Origin of the sequence: Cytobacillus gottheilii (assembly GCF_001636345.1) — a bacterium.
Classification (GTDB): domain Bacteria; phylum Bacillota; class Bacilli; order Bacillales; family Cytobacillaceae; genus Cytobacillus; species Cytobacillus gottheilii.
The window spans coordinates 1,173,049-1,197,518 of sequence record NZ_KV440945.1 but is presented as its reverse complement, the minus strand read 5'-3'; the positions used below and the strand labels follow the sequence as shown (position 1 = coordinate 1,197,518).

Sequence of the window (24,470 nt, the reverse complement as noted above, 5' to 3'; positions counted from 1 at the left end):
AGGGAATTTTTTGGTCTTCCCCCTTTGTTTTTCTTTTATAAGAAGAACGAAAAACCGTATGCAATGACGACCGCTAAAGGACCAGTAATAACACGCGAGAAAAGGATGGATGGAACTCCAACACTAATGGTTTCTGCCTTTGCTTCTCCAAGTGTTAAACCAACTGGTGCAAAGTCACAGCCAACTTGAGCATTGATCGCGAACAAAGCTGGTAATGCATATGCAGCTGGAATGTTACCGCTTGCAATTTCGTTCCCAATTAAAACACCGATAACAGCTCCAATAACTGCTCCAGGCGCTAACATAGGTGAGAGGAATGGCAGTCCGCCAATTAGACCTAATAACAATAACCCGCCAATGCTGCCCGCTAAAGGTGTTAAGACATCCGCAATGATATTGCCTATACCTGTATAGTTAATGATTCCGATCAAAGCTGCTACAAAGGCCATAAATGGAAGGATATTTTTTAAAACTGTATCAATCGTGTCTCTTCCCGATTGGTACATGATATTCATAAACTGTCCTGCACCGCGTCCAATAACATCGATCAGCTTCATAAATGGATTTTGCTTTGCTGCCGGCTCTGCCTGAACTTTGGAAGCAGTTGGTTTTGCTGCTGGCTCTTCCTCAATTTCTTCAGCAGAACTTGCTGCTACCTGTGATTCCCCTTCTTCTCCAGCTATTGAAACATCATTGACTGACACCCCAGATAGGAAAATATCTTCTGTCATAAATTTGGCCAGAGGTCCAGATGGACTCATCACTTTTACATTAATTGTAGGAACTCTAAGGCGCGGATAGGTTCCGCAGCGGGCTGTACCTCCACAGTCAATTACCGCACACAGCGTTTCCTCTTTATCTACTGGATTTTTAAAAGAGTCAACTGCAATTGCTCCTGTTAAATCTGCTATTTTCTGTGCGACCGGGTGAATTCCCCCTCCGGTTACACTAATAACATATTTCTTTTCCTCATCTGGCTTCAGAATAAGTGAAGTTCCCCAACCATGCGTACCCCTTTTAACTTGAACTGTATTATATTTAGCCATTTCATCTCGCCCCCTTTGTTCGTTTATGCAGCGGCACCGCGTTTGGCTGCTTCTTGTCTTTTCATTTGGAACTCAGTAATTTTCTCTGTCACGATTCCCCTAACTAAGCAAACAATTAACCCAACTACCAGGTACCATAATGCCAGCTCACTTTGATTGCCGACTTGAGCAAATCCCTGTGCAATGCCAAGGAATATAAATAGTTCGGCCGCATTAGCATGTGGAAATAGCCCTGTAATTGGATGCACAAATGATACGGCAGAATCATAAAATGCCGGCTTTTGTTTTTCTGGCAAAAACTTGCCAAACGTATAACACATCGGGTTTGTTAAGAAAAATACGGAGAATAGTGGAATCAATGTATATCTGAAAATAGTAAACTTTGCAATCGCTCTCATAAATCCAAAAATTCGCTCTTCCCCTACGATTTTTATAAAAGCATTAACAACAGTGATCAGCACAATCAAGAGTGGAATAATTCCTGTAATAAAGCCCATAAATACTTCTGCACCTTCTTGGAACATTCCGATAAAGCCATCAGCTAAGTTTATAAAGAAATCCACTAGCGTTCCCTCCTATACAAGGATTATTTTTTAAAAATAATGCTGTCTTCCTCTTGAATTTCAGGATAGACTCCTGGAGAAACTAAGATCGCCCCAGGCAGCAATTCCATCGACTCATCATCATTAAAGTAAATAGATAAGTGGCCCAGTTCTTCAAAGTTCTTATTAGCTAGACTGCCAACCTTACTAATCTGATAAACTTGAGTTCCTACTTCCAGTACCCCCCCTTCCACAATAGCTCCATTTGGATTTTCATCAACCTCATGAATAACAGATATATCTTTCAATTCAGGAGGAGCTTCTGGTCCAAATAAGATTAATAGGTTTTCTTCCTTAAAATCCGGAACGATCTCACCAATTTGTTTTACAACTGTTCTAAGCATAATAAAGATTCATCCTTTCAAGCTTCTTCTTTAAAATTATCCAAATATTACGAAAATTATTGACAGTTTACTAATTTGTATAAAAATCAGATTAATATCTTAGATATAGACTGGCTTGTTTCTGTATTGGCAAAAACCTCATCCTGAAGCTTGCGAAGCTTCCAGACTGTTGTATTTTCATCCAGCTCAATATCATCGGCCGTTAAGAACGTTCCTGCTTTAATATCTCTTTTAGCAACGGTATTTCCTGCAATTAACCCAATGGGAATGTGAGCATTCTGTTTCATTTCTGAATGAGTTTCCAACACTCCACGGATACAGTAACCGCCTATGCCATCTAATCTCTCTCCAGCTTTAATCTCTTTTTTAGAGACTGCTACTGTTTCTGAAACGGGAGCTCCAATTGGTGCAATTGCATATTCCTGATTTAAGACAGCCTTGGCAATGGTGATAGGCGTCTCCAAGCTTGCCAGGTGATAAGGACGATATAGGATATGATGATCACGATCTCCCTTTTTCATTAGATAATTCATTTCGTGTGCCACTGCCTCATTTTGGCCTTTCACAATGACAAACACTCCAGGAGCCAGACCATCAACATATTCCACAACACCATGCTGACTTAAAATGCCTCCATTGCTTTTTACATCCAGATCATTGATAACTGAATCTAAATCACCTGAAATACCATGCATGCCAACTACATCTGGGACAAAGCCAATTGCATTTGATAATAAATTCATCTCTGCCATTGTTTTCGTTCCATCCTGAAAGGCTGCAAGCATATGTGCTGCCATTTTGTTTCTTTTTGCTTCTTCCCTTGTACTGTCCGGGTTTGCCGAGATTTTTAGTTTATTATTTTTCCCTTTTCCGGCCACTAAGACTTCCATGCCCATTGTTTTCGCGAATTCATATAGCTCAAAGGTTGCTGCAGGTTCATCTCCATCTGATCCTGTATAAATGAGACCTGCTGAATCATACAGCTTTTTCATTAATGGGCCAATTGTGATATCAACTTCAACATTTAATAACACAAGCTGTTTCTTAGCAAGAAGACATTCCAGTGATATTTTTGCACCAACCTCAGGAACACCTGTTGCATCTACAATTACTTCGATATCCTCTGACTGAATCACATCTTTAAAGTTTGAAGAAATGATTACCTCTTGTTTTTTATGAAGATTATAAGCATCCCTGGCTCTGGCGGCTGCCTCTACATTTATATCACTTATTCCAGTAACTTCCATTCCAGGGATTTGAGCAATTTGTGAGATCATCCCAAAACCCATTTGCCCTGCTCCAATGACACCAACTTTTATCGGATTTCCGTCTTTTTCTCTTACTAAAAGCTGTCTATATAGACTCATTTTTTTCTCCCTCCTGCCTTTCTGAACATTTGATCTAACACTGAACAAATTTCCTTTGATTAAAAAAATAACATTGTAAGCGCTTTAAGTCAAGAAGATACTTTTCATTTTTTTCGACAATTGCGATAATTTTTAGTAAAATTCATTTTGTTCAGATACAGAAATAAATTTCAAAGGGTGAGTTGGTTGAATTGGGAAGAGCGCAAGGAAATTGTGAAAATCGCAATCTATTATTATTACCAAAACCTAACACAGGAACAAATAGCGAAGAAATTAAATGTTTCGCGGCCAGCAATATCCAGAAGTTTACAAAAGGCGAAGGACTATGGAATTATAAACTTCTACATAAAAGATGAAAGTTTTCAAATTGTTAATCTGCAGAGCTCTTTAGAAGAAAAATATGGTCTAAATAAAGTCATCATTGCTCCTGCCTATCACTTAAGCGAACACGAAGTATTCAATCTGGTCGTCAAAGAAGCAGTCCATTATCTAAAAAATGCCTTAAAATCGGTCAGTACCGTTGGGGTATCATGGGGAAATACACTGAGCACGCTTGTTAGAGAATTTCCATTTGAAGAAATCAAACATCTTACACTTTTGCCGCTAATCGGGGGAATTAGCAAGATGCATATTGAATTACATTCCAATCAAATATGCTATGACTTAATGAAGAAACTATATTGTAATAGTAATTTCTTAAATGCTCCAGCACTTGCAGAAAACACTTTAATTAAAAACGCCTTTTATGATAGCCCCCCTATTTTAGAAGTCCTGGAAGCGGGCAAAAATGTAGATATGGCGATTCTGGGGGTTGCAAGTCCCTACTCAAGTGATAACCTGATGAGAAAGATTGGGTATACAGGGAATCGCGATTTAAAAGAATTTGAAAGGTTAAATGTTGTTGGGGATATTAATTCACGTTTCTTTAACAGAGAGGGAAAAGAAGTGGATTGCAGAATTAATAACAATGTTATTGGAGTAAGCTTAGAAGATATTAAAAACATACCAAATATTGTACTGATCGCCAGCGGAGTGCAAAAAAGTGAAGCTGTTCTAACTGCGGTTAAAGCTGGTTATGCACATACATTAATCATTGATGAAAAGATAGGCAATTATTTAATGGAAAAGAACTGAAGCGCCATTTTTGGAAGCGTTACCATGTTTATTGATAAATAAAAAGGCTGTTTTCAATTAAAAAACAGCCTTTCATTTATTGCCCTTAATCTTTTTATAAGCTTCCTTTGTTTCATGTAAATATTTGACAAGCCGATAAGGTTTTGTGAAAACTCTTCTAGGCAAGGCTTCAATCAATTTAATCCGATCGTCATTTTTATATTCTTCAGACATTCTAGAAGGCTTAGAAACAACTCTTTTATACACTTCTTTATATAATTCTCTCTTAAAGTCCAGGTCCATTTCATTGGTGCGCTTACATTTCTCGCATTGTACCCGATGCAGTTTTCCATTCAGATAACTTACATGATGAATGGTTTCATCCAAACATTTAGAGCAAAAAAGGTAAGTATCTATTTCTGTAAACTTCATACCTCGCCTCTCCTTTAGAAGTGCTTGTTTTACCCTATTTTACGAAAAAGTGTTTAAACTTAAAAGGAATTTTTATAAATATTTCTCAATCTATGTTATGTAAAACATCGTTATATGTTTTATTAATATTCTAATTCCACAAACATATTTAAAGAAAACTTCTGACAGGCAACTGAAGAAAAGAGGCTTAGTTGACTTAACTAATAATTCCACTGCGTACATTGAGTATAGCTCTATGCTGTTCAATTGTCATTTCCGATTATATGAATAAACCCCGCAAATGCGGGGTTTTCTTTTCAGTTATCTTGACTGTTCTGGCTCCGGATGAAATTTTGATTTTACCGGCTGGCCGCCTGTTTTTTCATAGTTTTTCTTTGACTTCTTTATAATATCAAAATCCCGGCCCAGCTCCAAATCAGCATTATTGATTCCATTGCGCGTCTTTTGTTCCGGATTGTTTTGCTTTGAACGTTTTTTGACCATTTTTAGTCACCTCTTAATGGGGATTAATAATCATTTTATTTTGAAGCTGCTGCAGCTGGAGTCTCATACGGTGCAGCTGTTCCCGCTGCTGAGAATTTGCACTATGTGCCAGCTGGCTTAAATCATTATAGGCATTTTCAAGTGCTTCAAGGGCATTGGTATACCCGTCATCATTATAATGCTCCTGAAGACGTCCATCCTGAAGCTGATCGCCGGCGAAACGAATTGCATCTTCACATTGCTGTAAAAGCATATCAACAGATTCACGAGTTGCCATTCTGTTCTCCTCCTCAAGTCATTGCTCTGAAGCGTGTGCTTCATTCATTATTGTGTGCAATACGATGACTTCTTACTTACAGTTTCAAAAAGTATAAATTAGCAGTGACGAATTGCATACGAAGCGGGATATAGTATTGGGACAGCAGTCCTAATCACACCAAGCCGGTTTGCCAATCCTCAGATTTACTATTCGAAGTTGCTTCCAATTGCATTGGATAACCTGTTTACTTCATGATAAGATTATTCGTATGTTTATATTAAAAGCAGTTTGCTGCAGCGATTTCGGCATGGGAGAACTTGTAATTGCTCCTGTTTTCATTAATCGGACAGATCAGCAATAGGAGGTATTTTTCATATGAATGGAAATCCCTTTCCATATGCTACTGATGATAAAAGGTATCATACATGGAATTACCATTTACGTAATGAATTTGGACATAAAGTGTTTAAAATTGCCTTAGACGGAGGATTTGACTGCCCAAACCGTGATGGCACTGTGGCATTTGGAGGCTGTACTTTCTGCAGTGCTGCTGGCTCAGGGGATTTTGCCGGTAATCGGGCAGATGATCTCTCAAAGCAATTTCATGATATAAAAGCAAAGATGCATCATAAATGGAAAGACGGCAAATACCTTGCTTATTTCCAGGCATTTACGAATACTCATGCACCAGTTGCTGTGTTAAGAGATATGTACGAGCGGGTGCTGCAAGAAGAAGGGGTTGTCGGCCTTTCTATTGCTACACGGCCAGACTGCCTTCCTGACGATGTTGTTGAATATTTGGCAGAGCTGAATGAAAGAACGTATCTTTGGGTTGAGCTTGGACTACAGACCGTCCATGAAAAAACAGCTGCCATTATTAATCGAGCCCACGACTATGCCTGTTATACAGAAGGCGTAGAAAAGCTAAGAAAACATGGCATTCGTGTATGTTCACATATCATTAATGGCCTGCCGCTGGAATCAGCTGAAATGATGATGCAAACAGCCCGAGAAGTTTCCAAACTGGATGTGCAAGGAATTAAAATTCACTTGCTTCATCTTTTAAAGGGTACTCCAATGGTAAAACAATATGAAAAAGGATTACTGCAATTTTTAGGCCAGGATGATTACGTAAGCTTAGTTTGTGATCAATTAGAAATTTTACCACCGGAAATGATTGTTCATCGCATTACAGGAGATGGACCGATCGATTTAATGATTGGCCCAATGTGGAGCGTAAACAAATGGTCGGTATTAAATGCAATTGATGCTGAATTAAAACGAAGAAATAGCTGGCAGGGAAAATACTTCGATACAGCTGGTCTGGAGGTAAAGGCATGAAGCTTGAAAGAGTGCTGCCATTTGCACGAACATTGCTGGAGCAAGCCATTTCCCCTGGAGATATTGCCATTGATGCAACATTAGGAAATGGTCACGATACCTTATTTCTCGCACGGTTAGTTGGTGATTCAGGCAGAGTATATGGATTTGATATCCAGGATGACGCTTTGCTCTCCACAAAGACACAGCTGATGCAGCATGAGTTAGCTGATCGTGTTACGCTTTTTCATAGCGGTCATGAAAACCTATCAAGCTGTATACCGCCCATCCATTACGGAAAGGTTACGGGAGCCGTTTTTAATCTCGGCTATTTGCCTGGAGGAGATAAGTCCATTGTTACTCGCCCGGATACCACGATCTCTGCCATTGAACAGCTGCTTGACATGCTGGCCCCGGAAGGAATCATTGTACTTGTTATTTACCATGGACATCCGGAAGGAGCCGTTGAACGCGATTATTTAATACGCTATGTCAAACAAATTGATCAAGCAAGAGCCAATGTATTACTGTATCAATTTTTAAATCAAAAGAACCATCCTCCATTTATTGTAGCCATTGAAAAGAAAAATGATTTAAGCTAAATCTTATAAAAAGGCAATCCGGTTACCGGATTGCCTTTTTGAATGGATCTATTCGTTCCGCACAGGTTTTAAATTTTGAAGAGGCAGCCACTTTTGCAAGGTGCGATAAATTCTCCCATTCCAATAAAAGAAATAGCTTACCATTCCGCCTGTTTTAATCATATTTTTTGCTACTCTTTTAATATTGATGTCCTTACGAACCTTATCGTCCGATAGATATACACCAAGCAGCCCTCTATTAATAAGATGATGAAACTTGCTGTGCGGAAGCAGGCTTGTCTGCTTGTCCGCCTCTTGCACAAAATGTCTTAAACGATTAAAAAGCATTTGTTCATTTTCATAATAAAAACAAAAGTTTAAATCCCCACCTGCACGATCTTCCTCTTGATCAATGAGATAATCAAGCAGAATATGCAGTCCTTGAATATATGGAAAATACCCTTCTCTTATATGATCTGCATATTGGGGAAGAAAATCCTCTCTCAATGCATAAGATACCAGACAAAAGATCCCCAAGGTAGATCCTGAGCAAGCTGAAAACTCATACCATTCCATGTGTGGTATTTGTTCTTTATTCTGGCTGAACCACTTTTGAAGACGAGGAACCCTTTCGTCTGGTGTTACGTGCTTATGTATTTGCAGATCACAATAATATCTGCATAATTCAAGTAAATACTTCTCGATATTGTCATAATTCTTTAGTTTGCCCAGCGCATCTCTGCAAGAGGCAACAAGAGCTTCTAAATACCCCCCATCATTTTGATCATCCCGAAAGCGATAATATTGATTTCCAGGAGCAGAATCTAATGTCAAGGCATCCTCCATCGCATCGTGTAAGGCAGAAAAATCAGCAGGATCAAGTGAAGTGCTGCGGTCGCATAAGTTATCCAGATAATCACTGATGGTCTGATAGGCTACAATAAATTGAATGGCATCTTTATAATTTTCCGCTGCAATTAATGCCATTATTGATCCGCCTTCACAATGAAATGTTTTGCTTTCTATACTGGCCAAAGCCTGCGTGCGCAGTTCATGATTCGGAATGGCTTCCGCACGTATTTTCCATTTCTTAAGCTCAGCATGAACTTCAGGAAATATTTTTCTGTATACATTTGCCATTAAGCTAATGGGCATGGAAGGTACACTCATGATTCTCCCCCTTTCAAAAAAATTAAATAATATAACCAATCGCTTTCAGCTGACTTTCCACAAAATCTTTTGCGTATTCAAATACTTCTTCTCTTCCTTCTTCATTAAAAATCTCATGATAATAGTTTGGCCATTCTTTAAAACGCTGTTCAGATAAAGGAGCCTTATTAAACCAATCTCTTACAAGCGTTTTATTCACGATTAGGTCGTCCCCTCCCTGCATAAGGAGAAGGGGAACATTCTGGGTTTTTTCAATTTTTTCAAAGGCAGTTTTCATCGCTGAAACCAGTTCTCTATACCACCGTACAGAAACCTTTTGTATATATAAAGAATCATTTTGATCTGCTTCTCTGACATCGGGATTGCTTGTTGCCATTTCAACTGTAATGCCTGAGCTAATCCTCATTCTAGGAATTACCTTGTTTAAAATAACTGAAGCAAATTGAATCATTTTCGGTGTTTGACGAACCAGCCCTAAGCATGGAGAAGATAAAATAACTCCTGCTAAATCAGTTTTTTGCTCTTGGAGCAGCCGGATAGCAATAAGACCGCCCATACTATGGCCTAAAAGAAAAACAGGCAAATCAAATTGATATGCTGCATCAACCCACTGTTCTGCTTCTTTTATATATTCATCAAAGGAGTCAATATGCCCTCTTCCTGATCTTGTCGTTAACCCTTGCCCAGGCAGATCTCCCATGATGACATGAAAACCAGACATGCGCCATTTTTCTATCAGCCAGCCATAACGGCCATGATGTTCCATCGCACCATGAATCATGACAATCACAGCTTTTGCATCTCCTTCGGCTTCCCATTTCCACATCTGCAATTCCTCCCCGGACTACTTCTTTCTTTCCTATTATAGCTTAGAAGCTTTCTTACTTCACGATTAAACCTATCTCGATAGTTTAAGCCTTCATGCAGTCCTATTTCAATCATTGTGATAAAATATGGGCAAGACATTAAATGAAAGGCAGGTCTAAATATGATCTATCCTTATCAGGAAAAATATCCAAAAATCCATGAGTCAGTCTATTTAGCGGATAATACAATTATTACAGGCGACGTGATCATAGACGAATTTTCCAGTGTGTGGTTTAATTCAGTTATTCGCGGTGATGTCTCCCCTACTATTATTGGAAAACGGGTGAATATCCAAGACAATTCTGTATTGCATCAAAGCCCAGGCAGTCCTTTAATTATTGAAGATGAAGCTACAATTGGACACAGTGTTATCCTCCATAGCTGTAAAATCCGAAAAAAGGCTTTAATTGGGATGGGATCGATTATATTAGATGATGCTGAAATTGGCGAAGGTGCATTTATAGGAGCAGGCAGTCTTGTACCTCAAGGAAAAATAATCCCGCCGAACACACTAGCTTTTGGAAGACCAGCAAAAGTCATCCGTGAACTAAACGAAGATGACCTTAAAGATATGGAGCGTATCACTAGAGAATATGCAGAAAAGGGACAATACTATAAATCACTGAAGAAATAACTGCGCTATCCAGCGGGCTATTTTATGCTAAACACGTAAATTGAGAAATAAACCTTGAAGGCATATGCTGTCAAGGTTTATTACATCTAATAAAAGAAACTTTATCATATAGTTACCCCAAAATTTTCAAATTTATCCCTAATTACTTCTGTGATTGTGTTCACATTTATTGAAAGAAACCGATATTAAATAAAAGACCTCTAAAAAGGATTGTTCTACAAAGGCGGTGATGCGGAATGGGTTTATTGATAGGATCTTTGCTTATTTTGATCATAATGAGCATTCTTGTCCTATTGGCAAGAAGGTCCCGTTCACGTTTATATAAACCATCTCTATTTATTTTATTTCTAATCGCTGCAACGGTTATTTCCTCTCTTGCAGGAAAGCAAAAGATTGTATTAGCAATGGAAAATTTCAGAAATTGGCTGGATGGACCTGTACTATCTTCTGCATCATTGGAGACTGAGAAGGAAGAGCCTTTCATCATAAAATTGAAAGAGAAGATTTTAATTGATGTGGCAGCACTCAATCAGTTTCCACAGCTTCCCCGCGGCTGCGAGGTAACTAGTCTCGCCATGTTGCTTACACATGCTGGGGTAAAAGCAGACAAGCTTACACTGGCAAAAGAAGTAACAAAGACGGATGTCCCTTATATAAATAAGAATGGACAAATTTCATTTGGCCATCCAAATGATGGATTTGTCGGTGATATGTATTCATATGACAATCCTGGATTTGGCGTATATCATAAGCCAATCAAAAAATTAGCGGAACAGTATTTGCCTGGAAGAATTATGGATTTAACCGGTTCCGACTTTACGGAATTGAAAATCCATTTATCCGATCATCGCCCTGTATGGGTGATCACGAATACAACGTATCAAAAGCTCTCTAAGAACATGTTTGAAACTTGGCAGACACCCAGCGGAAAAATTGATATTACCTATAAAGAGCATTCTGTTCTTTTAACAGGCTACGATCAATCATATGTCTATTTTAACGATCCGCTAACTGGTGAAAAAAATAAAAAAGCGCCGATTGATTCGTTTGCAGAAGCTTGGGTTCAAATGGGCAGCCAAGCAATCACCTATTTATCGGAATAACAAAAAGCCTGGGCATATGCCCAGGCTTTTTCTTAATGCTGCATCTGTTTAGCTTTTAGCGCTTCTTCTTCAAACGAGTATTTCTTTTCAATATAGACTGCATGCCAAACCATAAACATAAGCACTGTCCATATTTTACGGCTGTAATCTGCTTTATTTTGGCAATGATCTTCAAGAAGCCTTAAAACATAATCCTTTTGAATTAAATGATCTGTTTGGCTTTCACGAATGATATTTTTCGCCCATTCATTCATTTCATTTTTTAGCCAGTGACGAATTGGAACTGGGAATCCAAGCTTTTTCCTGTTCAAGACGTGATCAGGCACAACACCTTCAGCAGCTTTACGTAGAATATATTTAGTCGTGCCATTCGCCGTTTTTAAGCTGGTCGGAATAGTTGAAGCCACTTTAAACACTTCTTTATCAAGGAAAGGCACACGAAGTTCAAGAGAATGTGCCATTGTCATTTTATCTGCTTTAAGAAGAATATCTCCGCGCATCCAAGTATGAATATCAATATACTGCATCGTATCAACTGGGTCATAACCGCGGCTTTCCGCATAAAGCGACTTTGTGATGTCTGTATATTTCAAACCATCGTTATACACATGAAGGAGATTTTTCTTTTCCTGTTCTGTAAACATCTTGGCATTTCCAATATAGCGCTCTTCCATTGGCGTTACGCCGCGTTCAATAAAGCTTTTACCTTTCATGCCCTCTGGCATCATTTTTGCTATTAAACGCAAAAACGATTTTCCGACCGCAGGAATTTTGTTGAACATTTCTAGCGATTGAGGCTCTCGGTAAATATTATATCCGCCAAATAATTCGTCTGCACCTTCACCAGACAGCACAACAGTAACGTGCTTTCGTGCTTCACGCGAAACAAAATAAAGCGGTACACATGCTGGATCTGCAAGCGGATCATCCATATGCCACATAATCTTTGGCACTTCATTCATATACTCTTCCGGCGTAATAATATAGCTGATATTCTCAACACCGAGCTTTTCAGCCGTTTCCTGTGCCACATCTACCTCACTAAAGCCGTTGTGCTCAAAACCAACTGAGAACGTTTTAATGGATGGATGATATTCTTTAGCAATGGACGCAATAATAGAAGAATCTATACCGCCCGATAAGAAGGAGCCAACCGGCACATCACTTCTCATATGCATTTTAACTGAATCGAACATTACATCTTTTATTTCTTTAATAAAATCTGTTTCTGATTTTTGAACAGGGTGGAAGGATGCTTTCCAATAACGCTTAATCTCCATCTTTTCGCCCATTTTTTTCGTGAAATAATGGCCAGGTTCAAGCTTATGGATACCATCTGTCATCGTAAACGGTTCAGGCACAAATTGATAGGTTAAATAATGCTGAAGCGATTCATAGTTAATAACATCATTTTGCTGAGCCAGCATAATACTCTTCTTTTCAGAAGCAAAGAATGTTTTCTCTCCATCATCAAAATAGAAGAACGGCTTGATGCCAAAAGGATCACGCGCGCCATATAAACGTTCTTCCTGCTTATCCCAAATAACAAATGAAAACATGCCGCGAAGCTTTTCAACGGCCTTTTCCTTATAATAACTGAACAGCGCAATGATCACTTCCGTGTCGGAATGCGTTTCAAATGTCAGTCCCTCTTGAATTAACTCTTCACGGAGTTCTACATAGTTATAAATCTCTCCATTGAAAATAATCCAGTAGCGTTCATTCTCATATGTTAGGGGCTGATGGCCGCTTTCAATATCAATAATACTCAGTCTGCGGAAACCGAACTGAACATAATCATCGTAATAATAGCCAGAATCATCTGGACCTCTATGTGTAATCACATTGTTCATTTTTGTAAATTGCTCTTTAGCTTCATCACGGATTTGCTGTGCCTGATTATGCACGCAACCTATAAAACCACACATGTATGTAGCACCCACTTATCTTTTCAGTCTTTAAACTTTCAACACAAATACCTTCTAATACTACCACTAAATAGCTGAAAATGGCACTATCTAATGTATTAAATTCGTGTTACTTTCATTGGAAATGGAAGGAAATCAGGAAGTTGTATCATTCTTAGCTTTGACGATTTACGAAAAGGATAACCATCTGCCGTTACACCTATATACATTTGACGTAAAAAGATGTGAAAATGTTTCATTAATTATGGTTTGTGGCTGCGATGACTTAATTTAGGATTTGGTCGAGTGTTAAAATGTAAAATTCACTGGTAGAGGCCTTTTGGCACGACTGCATTTTTCTTTTTTTGGATTATAGAGGGGTGTTTCTGTCTTTTGCGCGACACTGTTTTCCTGTTTCTGGATTATAGTGGGGTGTTTCTGTCTTTTGCGCGACTCTATTTCCCTTTTTCTGGATTCTGGAGGGGTGTTTCTGTCTTTTACGCGACACCATTTTCCTTTTACTGGATTATAGTGGGATGTTTCTCCCTTTTACGCGACTCCTTTCTCCTTTTTCTGAATCCTAAGGGTGTATTTCTCCCTTTTCACCCTCTGTTTCCCTATATCTAGATTAATAAGCCCTGCATACCAACCTCTTTCGCTCCCCTCTCCTCATTCCAAAAGAAAGGCATCCCTCCTCACTTTCAAAGACCTAAGCCCTTGAAAATCTCTCTCCACAATAAAAAAAGCTAACCATCGGCATCTAAACCAATGATTAGCTTCTTTCGCTAATTGCTATCTGCTATTACTGAAGTGCTTCAGCACGAAGAGCGTCAGCTTTGTCAGTGCGCTCCCATGGAAGATCTAAGTCTGTACGGCCAAAATGTCCGTATGCAGCAGTCTGCTTGTAGATTGGACGGCGCAGATCAAGCATATTGATAATGCCTGCTGGGCGCAAGTCAAAGTTGTTTCGGACAACATCAACAAGAACATCCTCAGATACCTTGCCAGTTCCAAATGTGTCTACAGAAATGGATACAGGCTGTGCTACACCAATTGCGTATGCAAGCTGAACTTCAACCTTATCAGCTAATCCAGCCGCTACAAGGTTCTTCGCAACATAACGAGCAGCATAAGCAGCAGAACGGTCCACTTTAGTTGGATCCTTACCAGAGAATGCGCCGCCGCCATGGCGTGCATAGCCGCCGTACGTATCAACAATAATCTTACGTCCTGTTAAGCCAGCGTCCCCTTGAGGTCCGCCGATTACGAAACGGCCAGTAGGATTAATGAAATATTTAGTGTTTTCGTCAATTAACTCACTTGGTACAACAGGGTTAATGACATATTCTTTTAAATTGCGCTGAATTTGCTCTAATGTCACTTCAGGGTGGTGCTGAGTAGAAATAACAATTGTATCAATGCGAACTGGTTTGTTGTTTTCATCATACTCAACTGTTACCTGTGTTTTACCGTCAGGGCGCAGGTAAGGAAGAATTTCCTCTTTGCGAACTTCAGTTAAACGGCGTGATAATTTATGAGCCAATGAAATAGGAAGCGGCATAAGCTCCTTTGTTTCATTACAAGCAAATCCGAACATTAAACCTTGGTCTCCTGCTCCAATTGCTTCAATTTCTTCATCGCTCATTTGGCCTTCACGCGCTTCAAGCGCCTGATCAACACCCATAGCAATATCTGCAGACTGCTCATCAATGGATGTTAAAACAGAACATGTTTCAGCATCAAATCCATATTTCGCACGTGTATAGCCAATTTCTTTAACTGTTTCACGAACAATCTTTGGAATATCTACATATGTAGAAGTTGTAATTTCTCCTGCAACTAATACAAGCCCTGTTGTGACAGACGTTTCTGCAGCTACACGTGCATTTGCATCCTTTGAAAGAATAGCATCTAAAATAGCATCAGAAATCTGGTCACAGATTTTATCCGGATGACCTTCAGTTACTGATTCAGAAGTAAACAAACGGCGTTTTGTTGACATCTGGGTTCCTCCCTAACTTCAAATTGGCAAGATTATTGTATGACAATGAATCTTAAATTGATACGGAACTCATTCCCTTAGTAGTATGAAATAAACATGGCGATTTTATTATAATTGGTCGAAAATCAGCGGTTACAGAAAGTTAAATCCGCTTGATTCTGCCGCCATAAAAAAGCGTCTGACTGCAAAATAAAAAACCTTCCCACAAGTGAAAAGGTTGAAAGCAAATCAATTCGCGCCTTTCACTCTTATCGTTCAAGGACTAGATCCTTGCTTCAGGTTAGCACCTTTGCCTTATTTTAAAAAATAAGCAGGTTGCTGGGTTTCATAGGGCCTGTCCCTCCACCAGCTCGGGATAAGAGAGTATCCGTTCAACTGTAAATATTAGCGCACAAGTCTAAAGAATGTCAATTTATTTTTCTAAACTAATTCTAATTCCTTATTAAACCAATCGGATTTATTACAAAGCACAGCTTCCATCATCACATTTTCGTCTGAAGAATTTATGTCTATTTTTAGCAACCATCTTATAAATAGGCTTTCCAATAAGGGGCACGAGCGGGAAGTACATCAATAGACCGGGCACAAAAGCAGGCGGGCATTGAAGCATAATCAATCTTACAGCATAGAAGCCTTTCAAAACTTTTCCACTGCCTGTAATCAGATGAATTTCTTTGCGCAATTCTTTTTGATTGTACCCTGTTTCCCCATTTGTTTTTTCATATTCCTGCAGAGAAACCCAGTTTATTTTATCCAGCCAATCGAGCTTTTCGAAAAGACGTCTCGACTCCTTGCATAATGAACAAGTTCCATCATATAAAACGGTCATTTTCATTTTGATCAGCTCATTTCGTTGTTTTCTTTATTTTAACATTTCCATTATAAGTATGTAAAAAACAGTCCGGGAGGGTTGCACATTTATTTAATTCTTTTTCATAACACACACAAATAGTATAGACTATTCATATAAATGTGTTATACTATTCGAGAGATGTAATCACTTTCATACTTTGTACTACTAATTCTAAAAAAAGGAAGGTATTCATCAGATGAACTCTGTTAGCCTGTCGAACGGATTATCACAACTATTAAATTCCGAGCATACTCAAACTCAGCTTTCTGTCCCGCAGCTTGTTGAAAAAGTATTAAAAAGGGGCGAAGGTGTGTTAACCTCTACCGGCGCAGTTCGTGCCACTACTGGAACATATACAGGACGTTCCCCTAAAGATAAGTATATTGTTGAAGAAGCTTCAGCGATTGATAAAATTGATTGGGGCCCTGTAAACCAGCCGATTTCTGAAGAAGCATTTTCCCGTTTATATGACAAAGTCCTGACTTATTTAAAAAATCAAGATGAAGTTTTTGTCTTTAAAGGATATGCAGGTGCAGATGCAAAACATCGCCTTCCCATTCAAGTAATCAATGAATACGCATGGCATAATTTGTTTGCACATCAGCTCTTTATCCGACCAGCCGCTGATGAGCTGCCTGGTCATAAGTCTGAATTTACTGTTATTTCAGCTCCAAACTTTAAAGCAAATCCTGAGATTGACGGCACAGGATCCGAAACTTTTATTATTATTTCTTTTGAACGGCGCACGGTGCTGATTGGCGGAACAGAATATGCTGGAGAAATGAAAAAATCAATTTTTTCAGTTATGAATTATATACTTCCTGAAAACGGAATTCTCCCGATGCATTGCTCAGCCAATGTCGGAAGAGAGGGCGATGTTGCCTTATTCTTTGGATTATCCGGAACAGGAAAAACGACCTTATCAGCTGATAACAATCGTCGTTTAATTGGAGATGATGAGCACGGCTGGTCACCGAATGGCGTATTTAATATCGAAGGCGGCTGCTATGCAAAATGCATTAATCTTGCAGCTGAAAAAGAGCCGCAGATTTTCAATGCAATCCGTTTTGGAGCAGTTCTTGAAAATGTTGCACTAGACCATGAAACTAGAATAGCTGATTATGATGATAACACGCTGACAGAGAATACGAGAGCTGCCTATCAATTACAGGCAATTAATAATATTGTTGATCCAAGTGTCGCAGGGCATCCAAATACAATTATCTTCCTGACGGCTGATGCGTTTGGCGTACTGCCTCCTATTTCTAAACTTACGAAAGAACAGGCCATGTATCATTTCTTGAGCGGCTATACGTCCAAGCTGGCTGGCACAGAGCGTGGCGTTACGTCACCGCAGGCAACATTTTCTACCTGCTTCGGTTCGCCATTCCTGCCGCTTCCAGCAGTACAATATGCTGAAATGCTCGGCAAAAAAATGGATGAACATAATACAAAAGTTTATTTGGTCAATACGGGCTGGACTGGCGGAGAATACGGTACTGGAAGCCGCATGAAGCTTGCCTATACAAGGGCAATGGTAGAAGCAGCATTGGAAGGCGAATTAAACAATGTTGAAACCATCAAAAATGAAATCTTTGGTTTAGATGTTCCGCTTCATGTAACAGGCGTTCCAGATGAAGTACTTCAGCCTCACAAAACGTGGTCAGACCAAGAAGCTTATAATAAAAAAGCGAAAGAACTTGCAGCCAAATTCCGCGACAACTTTAAAAAGTTTGATCATGTGGCAGATGACATTATTGTAAAAGGCGGACCAGCGGTGTAAAGAAACTTTGCCGCTTCGAAAGAAGAAGACAAAAGATTATTTGCATGGATACTCCAAATGAAAATAATAAAACAACCCCAATCCATTGACGGATTGGGGTTGTTTTTAATTAGTGCTTTTTAAGGCAATCAGTTTGTAGGTAATCGTGGTCTGATTATCTTCAAGTGTCAATGTTTGAATGATGCCCGTTCCGCTCAGTTCACCGTCTTTTGTTTTCTTCACTTCAAGAGGGATGTCTAGCGGATAAAGGCGATATCCGTCTTTCGTCAGCTTAAAATTATTTTCATCAAGTCTTTTTTCTTTCCCTTTTGTCACAATCATTGTATTTAATTCTAATGGCATTCCCATTATGATCGCTCCTCCATATTACTCATTTATGTTATTTTATCATGTCTGGGTTTGTTTTTTCATCCAGGCGGTTAAGTCTTTGACTATTTTCCTGTTCATAGCTGGAGGGAAATAGTGTGTGTATTCTTTAAAATACCAGCTATCATATGGTTTCTGAAGCTCAGTTAAACGCTTCTCAAGCCGATAAGAGTGTTCTATTGACACATTCTGATCTTTAACACCGTGAATGATTAATACAGGTGCTGCCACCTTCTCCAACTCATATAAAGGAGTTCGGGAACGGTATTCATCAGGAAATTTTGCTGGTGTTCCCCCAATCACCCTTTTCATCATTCTGCGGAGGTCCTTGCGTTCCACATATGTCAGTGACATATCACATACACCGCCCCAGGTGACAACAGATGCAGTCTGAGGGAATTGAATGGCTGTTAAAAGCGCCATTACACCGCCTCTTGAAAATCCAAAGACATGGACATTTTTTACACGAGGATGCGATTCTACTAATTCAAAGGCAGCAAAGGCGTCGCCCCTGTCTTCTCCTGCAAAATCCTCATTCCCTTCTCCCCCTTGATTTCCTCTATAAAAAGGGGCAAAAACAATAAATCCCTCTGACGCAAATTGGGTAATCCTTGATGGTCTTACTTTACCTACGTTTTTGATTCCGCCTCTTAGATAAAGAAACCCTTCATACTGTCCATCTGCTTTAGGCTCTGCCAACAGGCCTTTCATCAGCAGCCCATCACCGTAAAAAGTGACGAGAAAGAGATCAACCTCTGGATGCGGCGATGGAAAACGAATTTTAGAATGTAAATGTTTCATGTAAGTCAGCTCCGTCAGATAACAATAATTTTTCTTTTATAGGCAATCACACATTCCGCCCTTATTCATACGATATTTTAGGCATTTACACCAAGTTAGTTTGTAAAGGAGGATTATTTACTTATGAAAAAATCTCTAAAAATCAGTTTCTCTATTTTGCTTATATTTGTACTTATTATTCCACTGGCAGCCTGCGGAAGCAGCGATCTGCAAAAAGTAAAAATTGGCGAGGTTACGCGCTCCATTTTTTATGCACCTCAATATGTCGCCATTGAAAAAGGCTTTTTTGAGGAAGAGGGGCTTGATATCGAGCTTACCACAACAGCAGGCGGAGATAAAACAATGACTGCATTGCTCTCCGATAGTATTGATGTTGCACTTGTTGGTTCTGAAACTTCTATTTACGTTGCAGCTCAGGGAGCAAATGATCCGGTCATTAATTTTGCACAGCTTACTCAAACAGACGGTACTTTTTTAGTTTCCCGTGAAAAAATTGATAATTTTTCTTGGGATATGTTAGAAGGCAGCACCTTCCTTGGCCAGCGTAAAGGCGGTATGCCGCAAATGGCTGGTGAATTCACATTAAAAAAACATGGAATTGATCCGCACAATGATTTAAACCTTATCCAAAATATTGACTTTGCAAACATTGCACCATCCTTTTCTTCGGGAACAGGAGAATTTGTTCAATTATTTGAACCAACTGCAAGTGTTTTTGAAAAAGAAGGCATCGGCCACATTGTCGCTTCGTTTGGGGTTGAATCAGGTCATTTGCCTTACACAACTTTTATGACAAAAGACAGTTATATGGAAGAAAACAAAGAAACTGTTGAGAAATTTACAAGAGCAATCTACAAAGCACAGCAATGGGTAGATTCGCACAGTGCAAAGGAAACTGCTGAAGCCATTAACGGCTACTTTGAAGACACAGATACCGAAATCATCGAAATGGCAGTCGATCGCTATAAAAGTCAAGGCTCATTCGCGACAGATCCGATCCTTGACGAAGAAGAATGGGATAACCTGCAGAACATTATGGACGAAGCAGGAGAACTACCAAAAAGAATTGATTATGAAGAACTTGTTAACACCGAATTCGCAGAAGGTGTTATGGAATAAGAAAAGCACAGGCGGCTTGACCAGCCGCGACAAGCATAAGGCGAGCTGGCCCGAAGGTTGTTCTTTAACCTTTTGGACAGATTGACTTATGACCTCGAGCGGCTAGCCGCCGGAGCTAGACAGTAGAAAAGCTCCGGCGGCTTGACCAGCCGCGACAAGCTAAAAACAATTTAATAGAATGCTATATCACTTAGAAAAAGAGGAGGCCGATGATGGATTTCTTAAAAATTGATCGAATACATCACACCTATTTTACAAAGACCAGTGCAGTTACGGCCCTATCCGATGTTTCGCTCACGGTCGAAGAAGGGGAATTTGTTTCCTTTCTTGGCCCAAGCGGATGCGGGAAAACGACGTTGCTATCAATCATCGCCGGACTGCTATCTCCAACGGAAGGAGATGTAACACTTAAGAATCAGCCTGTTCAATCGCTTCAGCATGATATTGGGTATATGCTGCAGCAGGATTATCTTTTTCCCTGGAAAACAATTGAAGAGAATATTTTACTTGGTTTAAAGGTTGCGGGCCGTTTAAATGAAGAAAACAGAGAAACGACCATTCGTTTACTGGAAGAAATGGGCCTTGTAGGGGTTGAGTCACAATTTCCGAAACAATTATCAGGAGGCATGCGTCAAAGAGCAGCTTTAGTAAGAACGCTCGCAACAGAACCGAAGCTGCTTATGCTGGATGAACCTTTTTCTGCGCTCGATTATCAGACAAAACTCAAGCTCGAGGATCTCGTTTCAAACACGCTAAAATCATTTAAGAAAACGGCTATTTTAGTCACCCATGATATAGGAGAAGCAATTGCAATGAGTGACCGGGTATTCCTATTTTCAGCTGGACCAGGGCAAATTCATAAAACGTTTATCATTCCAAAGGAATTAAGAGACAGCACCCCATTTGATGCACGAAATCATCCTGCCTATTCTGATATTTTCCAAACGATATGGAAGGAGCTGGAATCCCTTGGAACAAAAGACGAATACTAAAATTTTGCATAACCAATACATCCAATCATTAAAAAAAGAGAAGAGATGGATTCGTTTCTATCAAATCGTTATTTTTATCGTCTTCTTTGCTATTTGGGAGATTGCCAGTCAACTGCAGTGGATCGATCCCCTCATTTTCAGTTCACCTTCTAAAGTATGGGCATTATTTCTTGATAAAATGGCAGATGGGAGTCTTTTGGCTGATTTAAGCTATACATTAGGTGAAACGGTTCTTGGGTTCATATTAGGAACACTTTTAGGAACTTTGCTGGCTGCTGTCCTCTGGTGGTCGCCTATGCTCTCAAAAATACTGGATCCTTATTTAGTAATCTTAAATTCCATGCCTAAGGTAGCGCTTGGCCCTATTTTAATCGTTGCTCTCGGACCAAGCTTTACATCTATTGTGGCAATGGGTGCCATCATTTCAATCATCATCACAACCATTGTTGTATATACCGCCTTTAGGGAAGTTGATCCAAACTATGTGAAGGTTATGCAAACCTTCGGAGGTACCAGAAAACAGATTTTTAAAGAGGCCATTCTCCCATCCTCATTTCCTGTCATTATTTCCACATTGAAAGTGAATGTCGGGTTATCGTGGGTTGGGGTTATTGTCGGAGAATTTCTCGTTGCTTCCAAGGGATTAGGGTATATGATTATTTATGGATTCCAAGTATTCAATTTTACATTAGTGATGCTTGCACTGCTTGTCATTGCTGTTCTAGCAACCGTTATGTATCAGCTTGTCGAATTGCTTGAAAAAAAGCTGATTCGAAATAACTGATGATCCTTTTCACTACGCTTAGGAGGCGGCCACTCCCTTATGCACCGATTCCGGCTGCTGGAGATGACCGCCTCTTCATATGATGAGGAACTTAAGGATAAAACGATCTTTGTCTACTGCAGGGATTGCCATCTTTTTATAAATACTTCTACAATATCATCCTGCATAATAAAACTGAATTGAGGTTCCCATCTTTTATGCAGAATGTCTCCTTCAATTAATGCAGGACCGTTTGTTTCCAGGTAAGATTCCATTACGGACAAGGCTTCTATTTCTGCGAAAAAAACTGCTTTCACATAAGAAGAACCATTTATATTTAGTTCGTATTCTCCCAGATGCGTCAGGGCTGCAATCCTTCCTCCCGTTTCTTCCCATACCTCCCTAATGGCTGCTTCTTCAATGGTTTCACCCTTTTCTGCCTTACCTCCGGGAAACTCCAGACCTCTTTCTTTATGTTTGGTCAGCAGCCACTGATTATTATAGGATGTTAACACTAACACATGGGATGCAGGCTGATGAAAACTGTCTTGTGAAAAAGACCAGCTCAGCACTTCTCCTTTTCTATTATGAAAACCGACCATCAAAATCACTACTTTACTTGAAATATTTTCATTATTTTATCATGATTTTCAATTTGGTGCTTAATACACATTTTTCTTGGGTAATAGAAAAATAAGTTCATATTTACATAGGAAATATGGAACATTTTTAACAGTTTTGAAACTTTTCTGGAAAAAACAGCGTATAGTTTAAGTGAAAAAACAAAAGGAGATGTATATCTTGAAAAAAAAGCCGTTTATACTTATTAGCTTCCTCACAGCCTTTATGCTGTTTTTGGCAGGCTGCGGGCAGACAGCTGACCCTGTAGGCAGTGAAGACGAAGAGCAGAATCCAGAAGAAGTTTCTGAATTAACACTCGAAGAGGTATTCGAGAAATCAGCAGCTGCTTCTGAAGAATTGAAAAGCTTCAGTGTTGATATGAATTTAGTCCAGGATATTAGCCTTGGTGAAGAAAGCATGGAAACAAACTCTGATATCAGCATGGATGTAACAGCTGAGCCTTTAGCTTTTTATCAGAACATGACGATGAGTCTTGCAGGCGAATCAATGGAAACAGAGAGCTATTTTACTGAAGATGGAATTTTCATTTATGATACAGCAAGTGCACAGTGGATGAAATTCCCGCAGGAAATGTCAGATCAGCTTCTGCAATTATCCGATCAGCAAACAAACCCTGGAGCAGAATTAAATAATCTGCAGGAGTTTGCGGATGATTTCACATTTGAACAGGATGATCAAAATTATATCTTAACGTTAGATGCCAGCGGTGATAAGTTTAACGAATTCATTAAAGAAACAGCTATGGAAAACCTGCCGCCTGAATTAGCGGCTGGTGCTGGAGAAGATGCATTTGAAGGCCTAAACATCAACAGTGTGCAGTATGAGATTTTAGTTGATAAAGAAACTTTTTATCCAAATGTTCTTAATATGACAATGGATATGGAAATGGGTGTTGAAGGCGATACCGTTAATGTTATTCAAACGGTGAAAGGTGAATACACAGACTTTAACAATATTGAGAGCATTACAGTACCGCAGGAAGTTCTTGATTCAGCGGTTGATATGGCAATATAATATGGTGCTCCAGCATTTCTAGAGAATGCTGGAGCTTTTTAATCGCTCTGCACTTTATTTTTCTTCAGGAAGAATGCCCATGCTTTCAATATGCCTTTTAGCCGTATCATCGCCATGCTTGTAGATAAAACCATAGATCATCTGTAATGTTGAGTCATAAGCATCATTTTCCCGATCGTAATGATATTGCACATAAGGAACATGTGCCCGGTAGAAATTTTGCCATTCGGTAGAATAGTTCTGATCGAAATATTCACGAAGAGTGATAATCTCTTCATCATTTGCCTCGATTTTAAAATCCCAAGGTGAGCTTGTAGCGCTTTGTGAAATTTCCCCGTTGGCTAACCCAATGTAATAGGTTTTTCTTTCATTCATCATTTTTACCGCTCCATTCCAAACGTTTTCTCTTAGTATGAAACGGAATCGAACATTTCATGAAAATAATTTGAAAAATACGATCAAATGAAAAGTTAATACATATACTAACGTAAGACTTGCGCTTCAAAGGCGCATATATTATCCAACTTCAGGGTAAAAACATATTAAAGAAAACGGAGGTGAATAGACATGAAGCTAATCGACGAACTGTATGAGCTATACCGCGATAAGCTCACAGGAGATGAAGAAGACATTGACATGCTCGCCTTTGCTTTCCTGGAAGAAATGAATCGGGACGATCTGCTTGCCATCATTCATGATCTAGATAACCAAGAGCTAAATAATCTGATGGGCATCTACTTAATTGAAAGCTTAAAAGGTAAATTCGCAAGTGAAGACTATGGGCAAAAAAGAGTACTTCCTGTACATCAGCGAAATATTCATTGATTTACATAAAGCTGAAAAAAAGTGTGGCTGAAAATAAAATGGGAGGAGGCTCAGCTTCCTCCCCACTTAAAAAGAGCTCCGC

At 39.3% G+C, this 24,470-nt stretch carries 27 protein-coding genes and 1 riboswitch; of the genes, 11 read left to right on the top strand and 16 right to left on the bottom strand.

The window, feature by feature from the left end; all coding sequences use genetic code 11:
• Positions 1–35: 35 nt before the first annotated feature.
• The 4 genes from srlE to A6754_RS05755 all read right to left on the bottom strand — a co-directional run bounded on the left by srlE (position 36) and on the right by A6754_RS05755 (position 3,359).
• Positions 36–1,046: a PTS glucitol/sorbitol transporter subunit IIB gene (gene srlE / locus A6754_RS05770; protein WP_066442918.1), complete on the bottom strand. Its 1,011-nt coding sequence runs from the start codon at positions 1,044–1,046 to the stop codon at positions 36–38.
• Positions 1,047–1,069: 23 nt separating this feature from the next.
• The gene (srlA, locus tag A6754_RS05765) at positions 1,070–1,609 is read right to left on the bottom strand and encodes a PTS glucitol/sorbitol transporter subunit IIC (RefSeq protein WP_066442917.1); all 540 of its coding nucleotides are present in this window, start codon (positions 1,607–1,609) and stop codon (positions 1,070–1,072) included.
• Positions 1,610–1,632: 23 nt separating this feature from the next.
• Positions 1,633–1,992, bottom strand: a complete 360-nt coding sequence (locus tag A6754_RS05760; protein WP_066442916.1) for a PTS glucitol/sorbitol transporter subunit IIA — start codon at positions 1,990–1,992, stop codon at positions 1,633–1,635.
• 86 nt (positions 1,993–2,078) lie between these two features.
• Positions 2,079–3,359, bottom strand: coding sequence for an NAD(P)H-dependent oxidoreductase (locus A6754_RS05755; protein ID WP_066442915.1), 1,281 nt, complete (start codon positions 3,357–3,359; stop codon positions 2,079–2,081).
• Positions 3,360–3,545: 186 nt separating this feature from the next.
• Between A6754_RS05755 and A6754_RS05750 the strand changes: the two genes are divergently transcribed.
• On the top strand, positions 3,546–4,493 hold the full coding sequence (locus tag A6754_RS05750) for a sugar-binding transcriptional regulator (protein ID WP_066442914.1): 948 nt from the start codon (positions 3,546–3,548) through the stop codon (positions 4,491–4,493).
• A 72-nt stretch (positions 4,494–4,565) separates the two neighbouring features.
• Here A6754_RS05750 and A6754_RS05745 read toward each other — a convergent pair whose 3' ends face one another.
• From A6754_RS05745 to A6754_RS05735, 3 genes are all read right to left on the bottom strand, one after another.
• The gene (locus A6754_RS05745; protein ID WP_066442913.1) at positions 4,566–4,904 is read right to left on the bottom strand and encodes a hypothetical protein; all 339 of its coding nucleotides are present in this window, start codon (positions 4,902–4,904) and stop codon (positions 4,566–4,568) included.
• Positions 4,905–5,204: 300 nt separating this feature from the next.
• Positions 5,205–5,387, bottom strand: a complete 183-nt coding sequence (locus tag A6754_RS05740) for a glycogen biosynthesis protein GlgD (protein ID WP_066442912.1) — start codon at positions 5,385–5,387, stop codon at positions 5,205–5,207.
• Between the two features lie 13 nt (positions 5,388–5,400).
• Positions 5,401–5,664 carry a YtzC family protein gene (locus A6754_RS05735; RefSeq protein ID WP_066442911.1) on the bottom strand — a complete coding sequence of 88 codons (264 nt, stop codon included), beginning with the start codon at positions 5,662–5,664 and terminating at the stop codon, positions 5,401–5,403.
• A 357-nt stretch (positions 5,665–6,021) separates the two neighbouring features.
• On the opposite strand from A6754_RS05735, the gene mnmL reads away from it, so the two are divergent.
• Positions 6,022–6,987 carry a tRNA modification radical SAM protein MnmL/YtqA gene (gene mnmL / locus A6754_RS05730; protein ID WP_066442910.1) on the top strand — a complete coding sequence of 322 codons (966 nt, stop codon included), beginning with the start codon at positions 6,022–6,024 and terminating at the stop codon, positions 6,985–6,987.
• Entirely contained in the window at positions 6,984–7,568 is a 585-nt protein-coding gene (gene mnmM, locus A6754_RS05725) for a tRNA 5-(aminomethyl)-2-thiouridylate-methyltransferase MnmM (protein ID WP_066442909.1), read from the top strand. The genes mnmL and mnmM overlap by 4 nt, the downstream gene beginning before the upstream one ends.
• A 48-nt stretch (positions 7,569–7,616) precedes the next feature.
• Here the strand turns inward: mnmM and tbcS are convergent, their stop codons facing one another.
• Together tbcS and A6754_RS05715 are read right to left on the bottom strand one after the other, a co-directional pair.
• Complete coding sequence (gene tbcS, locus A6754_RS05720; RefSeq protein WP_066442908.1) at positions 7,617–8,717, bottom strand: tetraprenyl-beta-curcumene synthase; 1,101 nt, start codon at positions 8,715–8,717, stop codon at positions 7,617–7,619.
• A 22-nt stretch (positions 8,718–8,739) separates the two neighbouring features.
• Positions 8,740–9,543, bottom strand: coding sequence for an alpha/beta hydrolase (locus A6754_RS05715; protein ID WP_066442907.1), 804 nt, complete (start codon positions 9,541–9,543; stop codon positions 8,740–8,742).
• 162 nt (positions 9,544–9,705) lie between these two features.
• On the opposite strand from A6754_RS05715, the gene A6754_RS05710 reads away from it, so the two are divergent.
• Both A6754_RS05710 and A6754_RS05705 read left to right on the top strand, forming a co-directional pair.
• Positions 9,706–10,218, top strand: coding sequence for a gamma carbonic anhydrase (locus A6754_RS05710; protein WP_066442906.1), 513 nt, complete (start codon positions 9,706–9,708; stop codon positions 10,216–10,218).
• Positions 10,219–10,454: 236 nt separating this feature from the next.
• Positions 10,455–11,321 carry a C39 family peptidase gene (locus tag A6754_RS05705; RefSeq protein WP_066442905.1) on the top strand — a complete coding sequence of 289 codons (867 nt, stop codon included), beginning with the start codon at positions 10,455–10,457 and terminating at the stop codon, positions 11,319–11,321.
• Positions 11,322–11,353: 32 nt separating this feature from the next.
• Here the strand turns inward: A6754_RS05705 and asnB are convergent, their stop codons facing one another.
• The 3 genes from asnB to A6754_RS05690 all read right to left on the bottom strand — a co-directional run bounded on the left by asnB (position 11,354) and on the right by A6754_RS05690 (position 16,065).
• A complete protein-coding gene (asnB, locus tag A6754_RS05700) occupies positions 11,354–13,249 on the bottom strand; it encodes an asparagine synthase (glutamine-hydrolyzing) (protein WP_066442904.1) in 1,896 nt (631 codons plus the stop codon).
• A gap of 781 nt (positions 13,250–14,030) precedes the next feature.
• On the bottom strand, positions 14,031–15,230 hold the full coding sequence (gene metK, locus A6754_RS05695) for a methionine adenosyltransferase (RefSeq protein ID WP_066442903.1): 1,200 nt from the start codon (positions 15,228–15,230) through the stop codon (positions 14,031–14,033).
• A gap of 245 nt (positions 15,231–15,475) precedes the next feature.
• Positions 15,476–15,592: riboswitch (SAM riboswitch) on the bottom strand.
• 98 nt (positions 15,593–15,690) lie between these two features.
• Positions 15,691–16,065: a thiol-disulfide oxidoreductase DCC family protein gene (locus tag A6754_RS05690; protein WP_066442902.1), complete on the bottom strand. Its 375-nt coding sequence runs from the start codon at positions 16,063–16,065 to the stop codon at positions 15,691–15,693.
• Between the two features lie 214 nt (positions 16,066–16,279).
• Here A6754_RS05690 and pckA point away from each other — a divergent pair, with 214 nt between their 5' ends.
• Positions 16,280–17,866 carry a phosphoenolpyruvate carboxykinase (ATP) gene (pckA, locus tag A6754_RS05685; RefSeq protein ID WP_066442901.1) on the top strand — a complete coding sequence of 529 codons (1,587 nt, stop codon included), beginning with the start codon at positions 16,280–16,282 and terminating at the stop codon, positions 17,864–17,866.
• A gap of 105 nt (positions 17,867–17,971) precedes the next feature.
• Here pckA and A6754_RS05680 read toward each other — a convergent pair whose 3' ends face one another.
• Together A6754_RS05680 and A6754_RS05675 are read right to left on the bottom strand one after the other, a co-directional pair.
• Entirely contained in the window at positions 17,972–18,214 is a 243-nt protein-coding gene (locus A6754_RS05680) for a DUF2584 domain-containing protein (RefSeq protein ID WP_066442900.1), read from the bottom strand.
• A gap of 39 nt (positions 18,215–18,253) precedes the next feature.
• A complete protein-coding gene (locus A6754_RS05675; RefSeq protein WP_066442899.1) occupies positions 18,254–19,033 on the bottom strand; it encodes an alpha/beta hydrolase family protein in 780 nt (259 codons plus the stop codon).
• 123 nt (positions 19,034–19,156) lie between these two features.
• Here A6754_RS05675 and A6754_RS05670 point away from each other — a divergent pair, with 123 nt between their 5' ends.
• From A6754_RS05670 to A6754_RS05660, 3 genes are all read left to right on the top strand, one after another.
• Positions 19,157–20,152: an ABC transporter substrate-binding protein gene (locus A6754_RS05670; protein ID WP_066442898.1), complete on the top strand. Its 996-nt coding sequence runs from the start codon at positions 19,157–19,159 to the stop codon at positions 20,150–20,152.
• A 212-nt stretch (positions 20,153–20,364) separates the two neighbouring features.
• Complete coding sequence (locus tag A6754_RS05665) at positions 20,365–21,144, top strand: ABC transporter ATP-binding protein (RefSeq protein ID WP_066442897.1); 780 nt, start codon at positions 20,365–20,367, stop codon at positions 21,142–21,144.
• Positions 21,122–21,928 carry an ABC transporter permease gene (locus tag A6754_RS05660; protein WP_066442896.1) on the top strand — a complete coding sequence of 269 codons (807 nt, stop codon included), beginning with the start codon at positions 21,122–21,124 and terminating at the stop codon, positions 21,926–21,928. The genes A6754_RS05665 and A6754_RS05660 overlap by 23 nt, the downstream gene beginning before the upstream one ends.
• A gap of 113 nt (positions 21,929–22,041) precedes the next feature.
• On the opposite strand, the gene ytkD is transcribed toward A6754_RS05660, so the two are convergent.
• Complete coding sequence (ytkD, locus tag A6754_RS05655) at positions 22,042–22,509, bottom strand: RNA deprotection pyrophosphohydrolase (RefSeq protein ID WP_066442895.1); 468 nt, start codon at positions 22,507–22,509, stop codon at positions 22,042–22,044.
• A gap of 199 nt (positions 22,510–22,708) precedes the next feature.
• Here ytkD and A6754_RS05650 point away from each other — a divergent pair, with 199 nt between their 5' ends.
• A complete protein-coding gene (locus tag A6754_RS05650) occupies positions 22,709–23,563 on the top strand; it encodes a DUF6612 family protein (protein ID WP_367659852.1) in 855 nt (284 codons plus the stop codon).
• Between the two features lie 54 nt (positions 23,564–23,617).
• On the opposite strand, the gene A6754_RS05645 is transcribed toward A6754_RS05650, so the two are convergent.
• Positions 23,618–23,941, bottom strand: a complete 324-nt coding sequence (locus A6754_RS05645; protein ID WP_066442894.1) for a hydrolase — start codon at positions 23,939–23,941, stop codon at positions 23,618–23,620.
• Between the two features lie 189 nt (positions 23,942–24,130).
• Between A6754_RS05645 and A6754_RS05640 the strand changes: the two genes are divergently transcribed.
• Positions 24,131–24,388: a DUF6154 family protein gene (locus A6754_RS05640; RefSeq protein ID WP_066442893.1), complete on the top strand. Its 258-nt coding sequence runs from the start codon at positions 24,131–24,133 to the stop codon at positions 24,386–24,388.
• Positions 24,389–24,470: the final 82 nt, after the last annotated feature.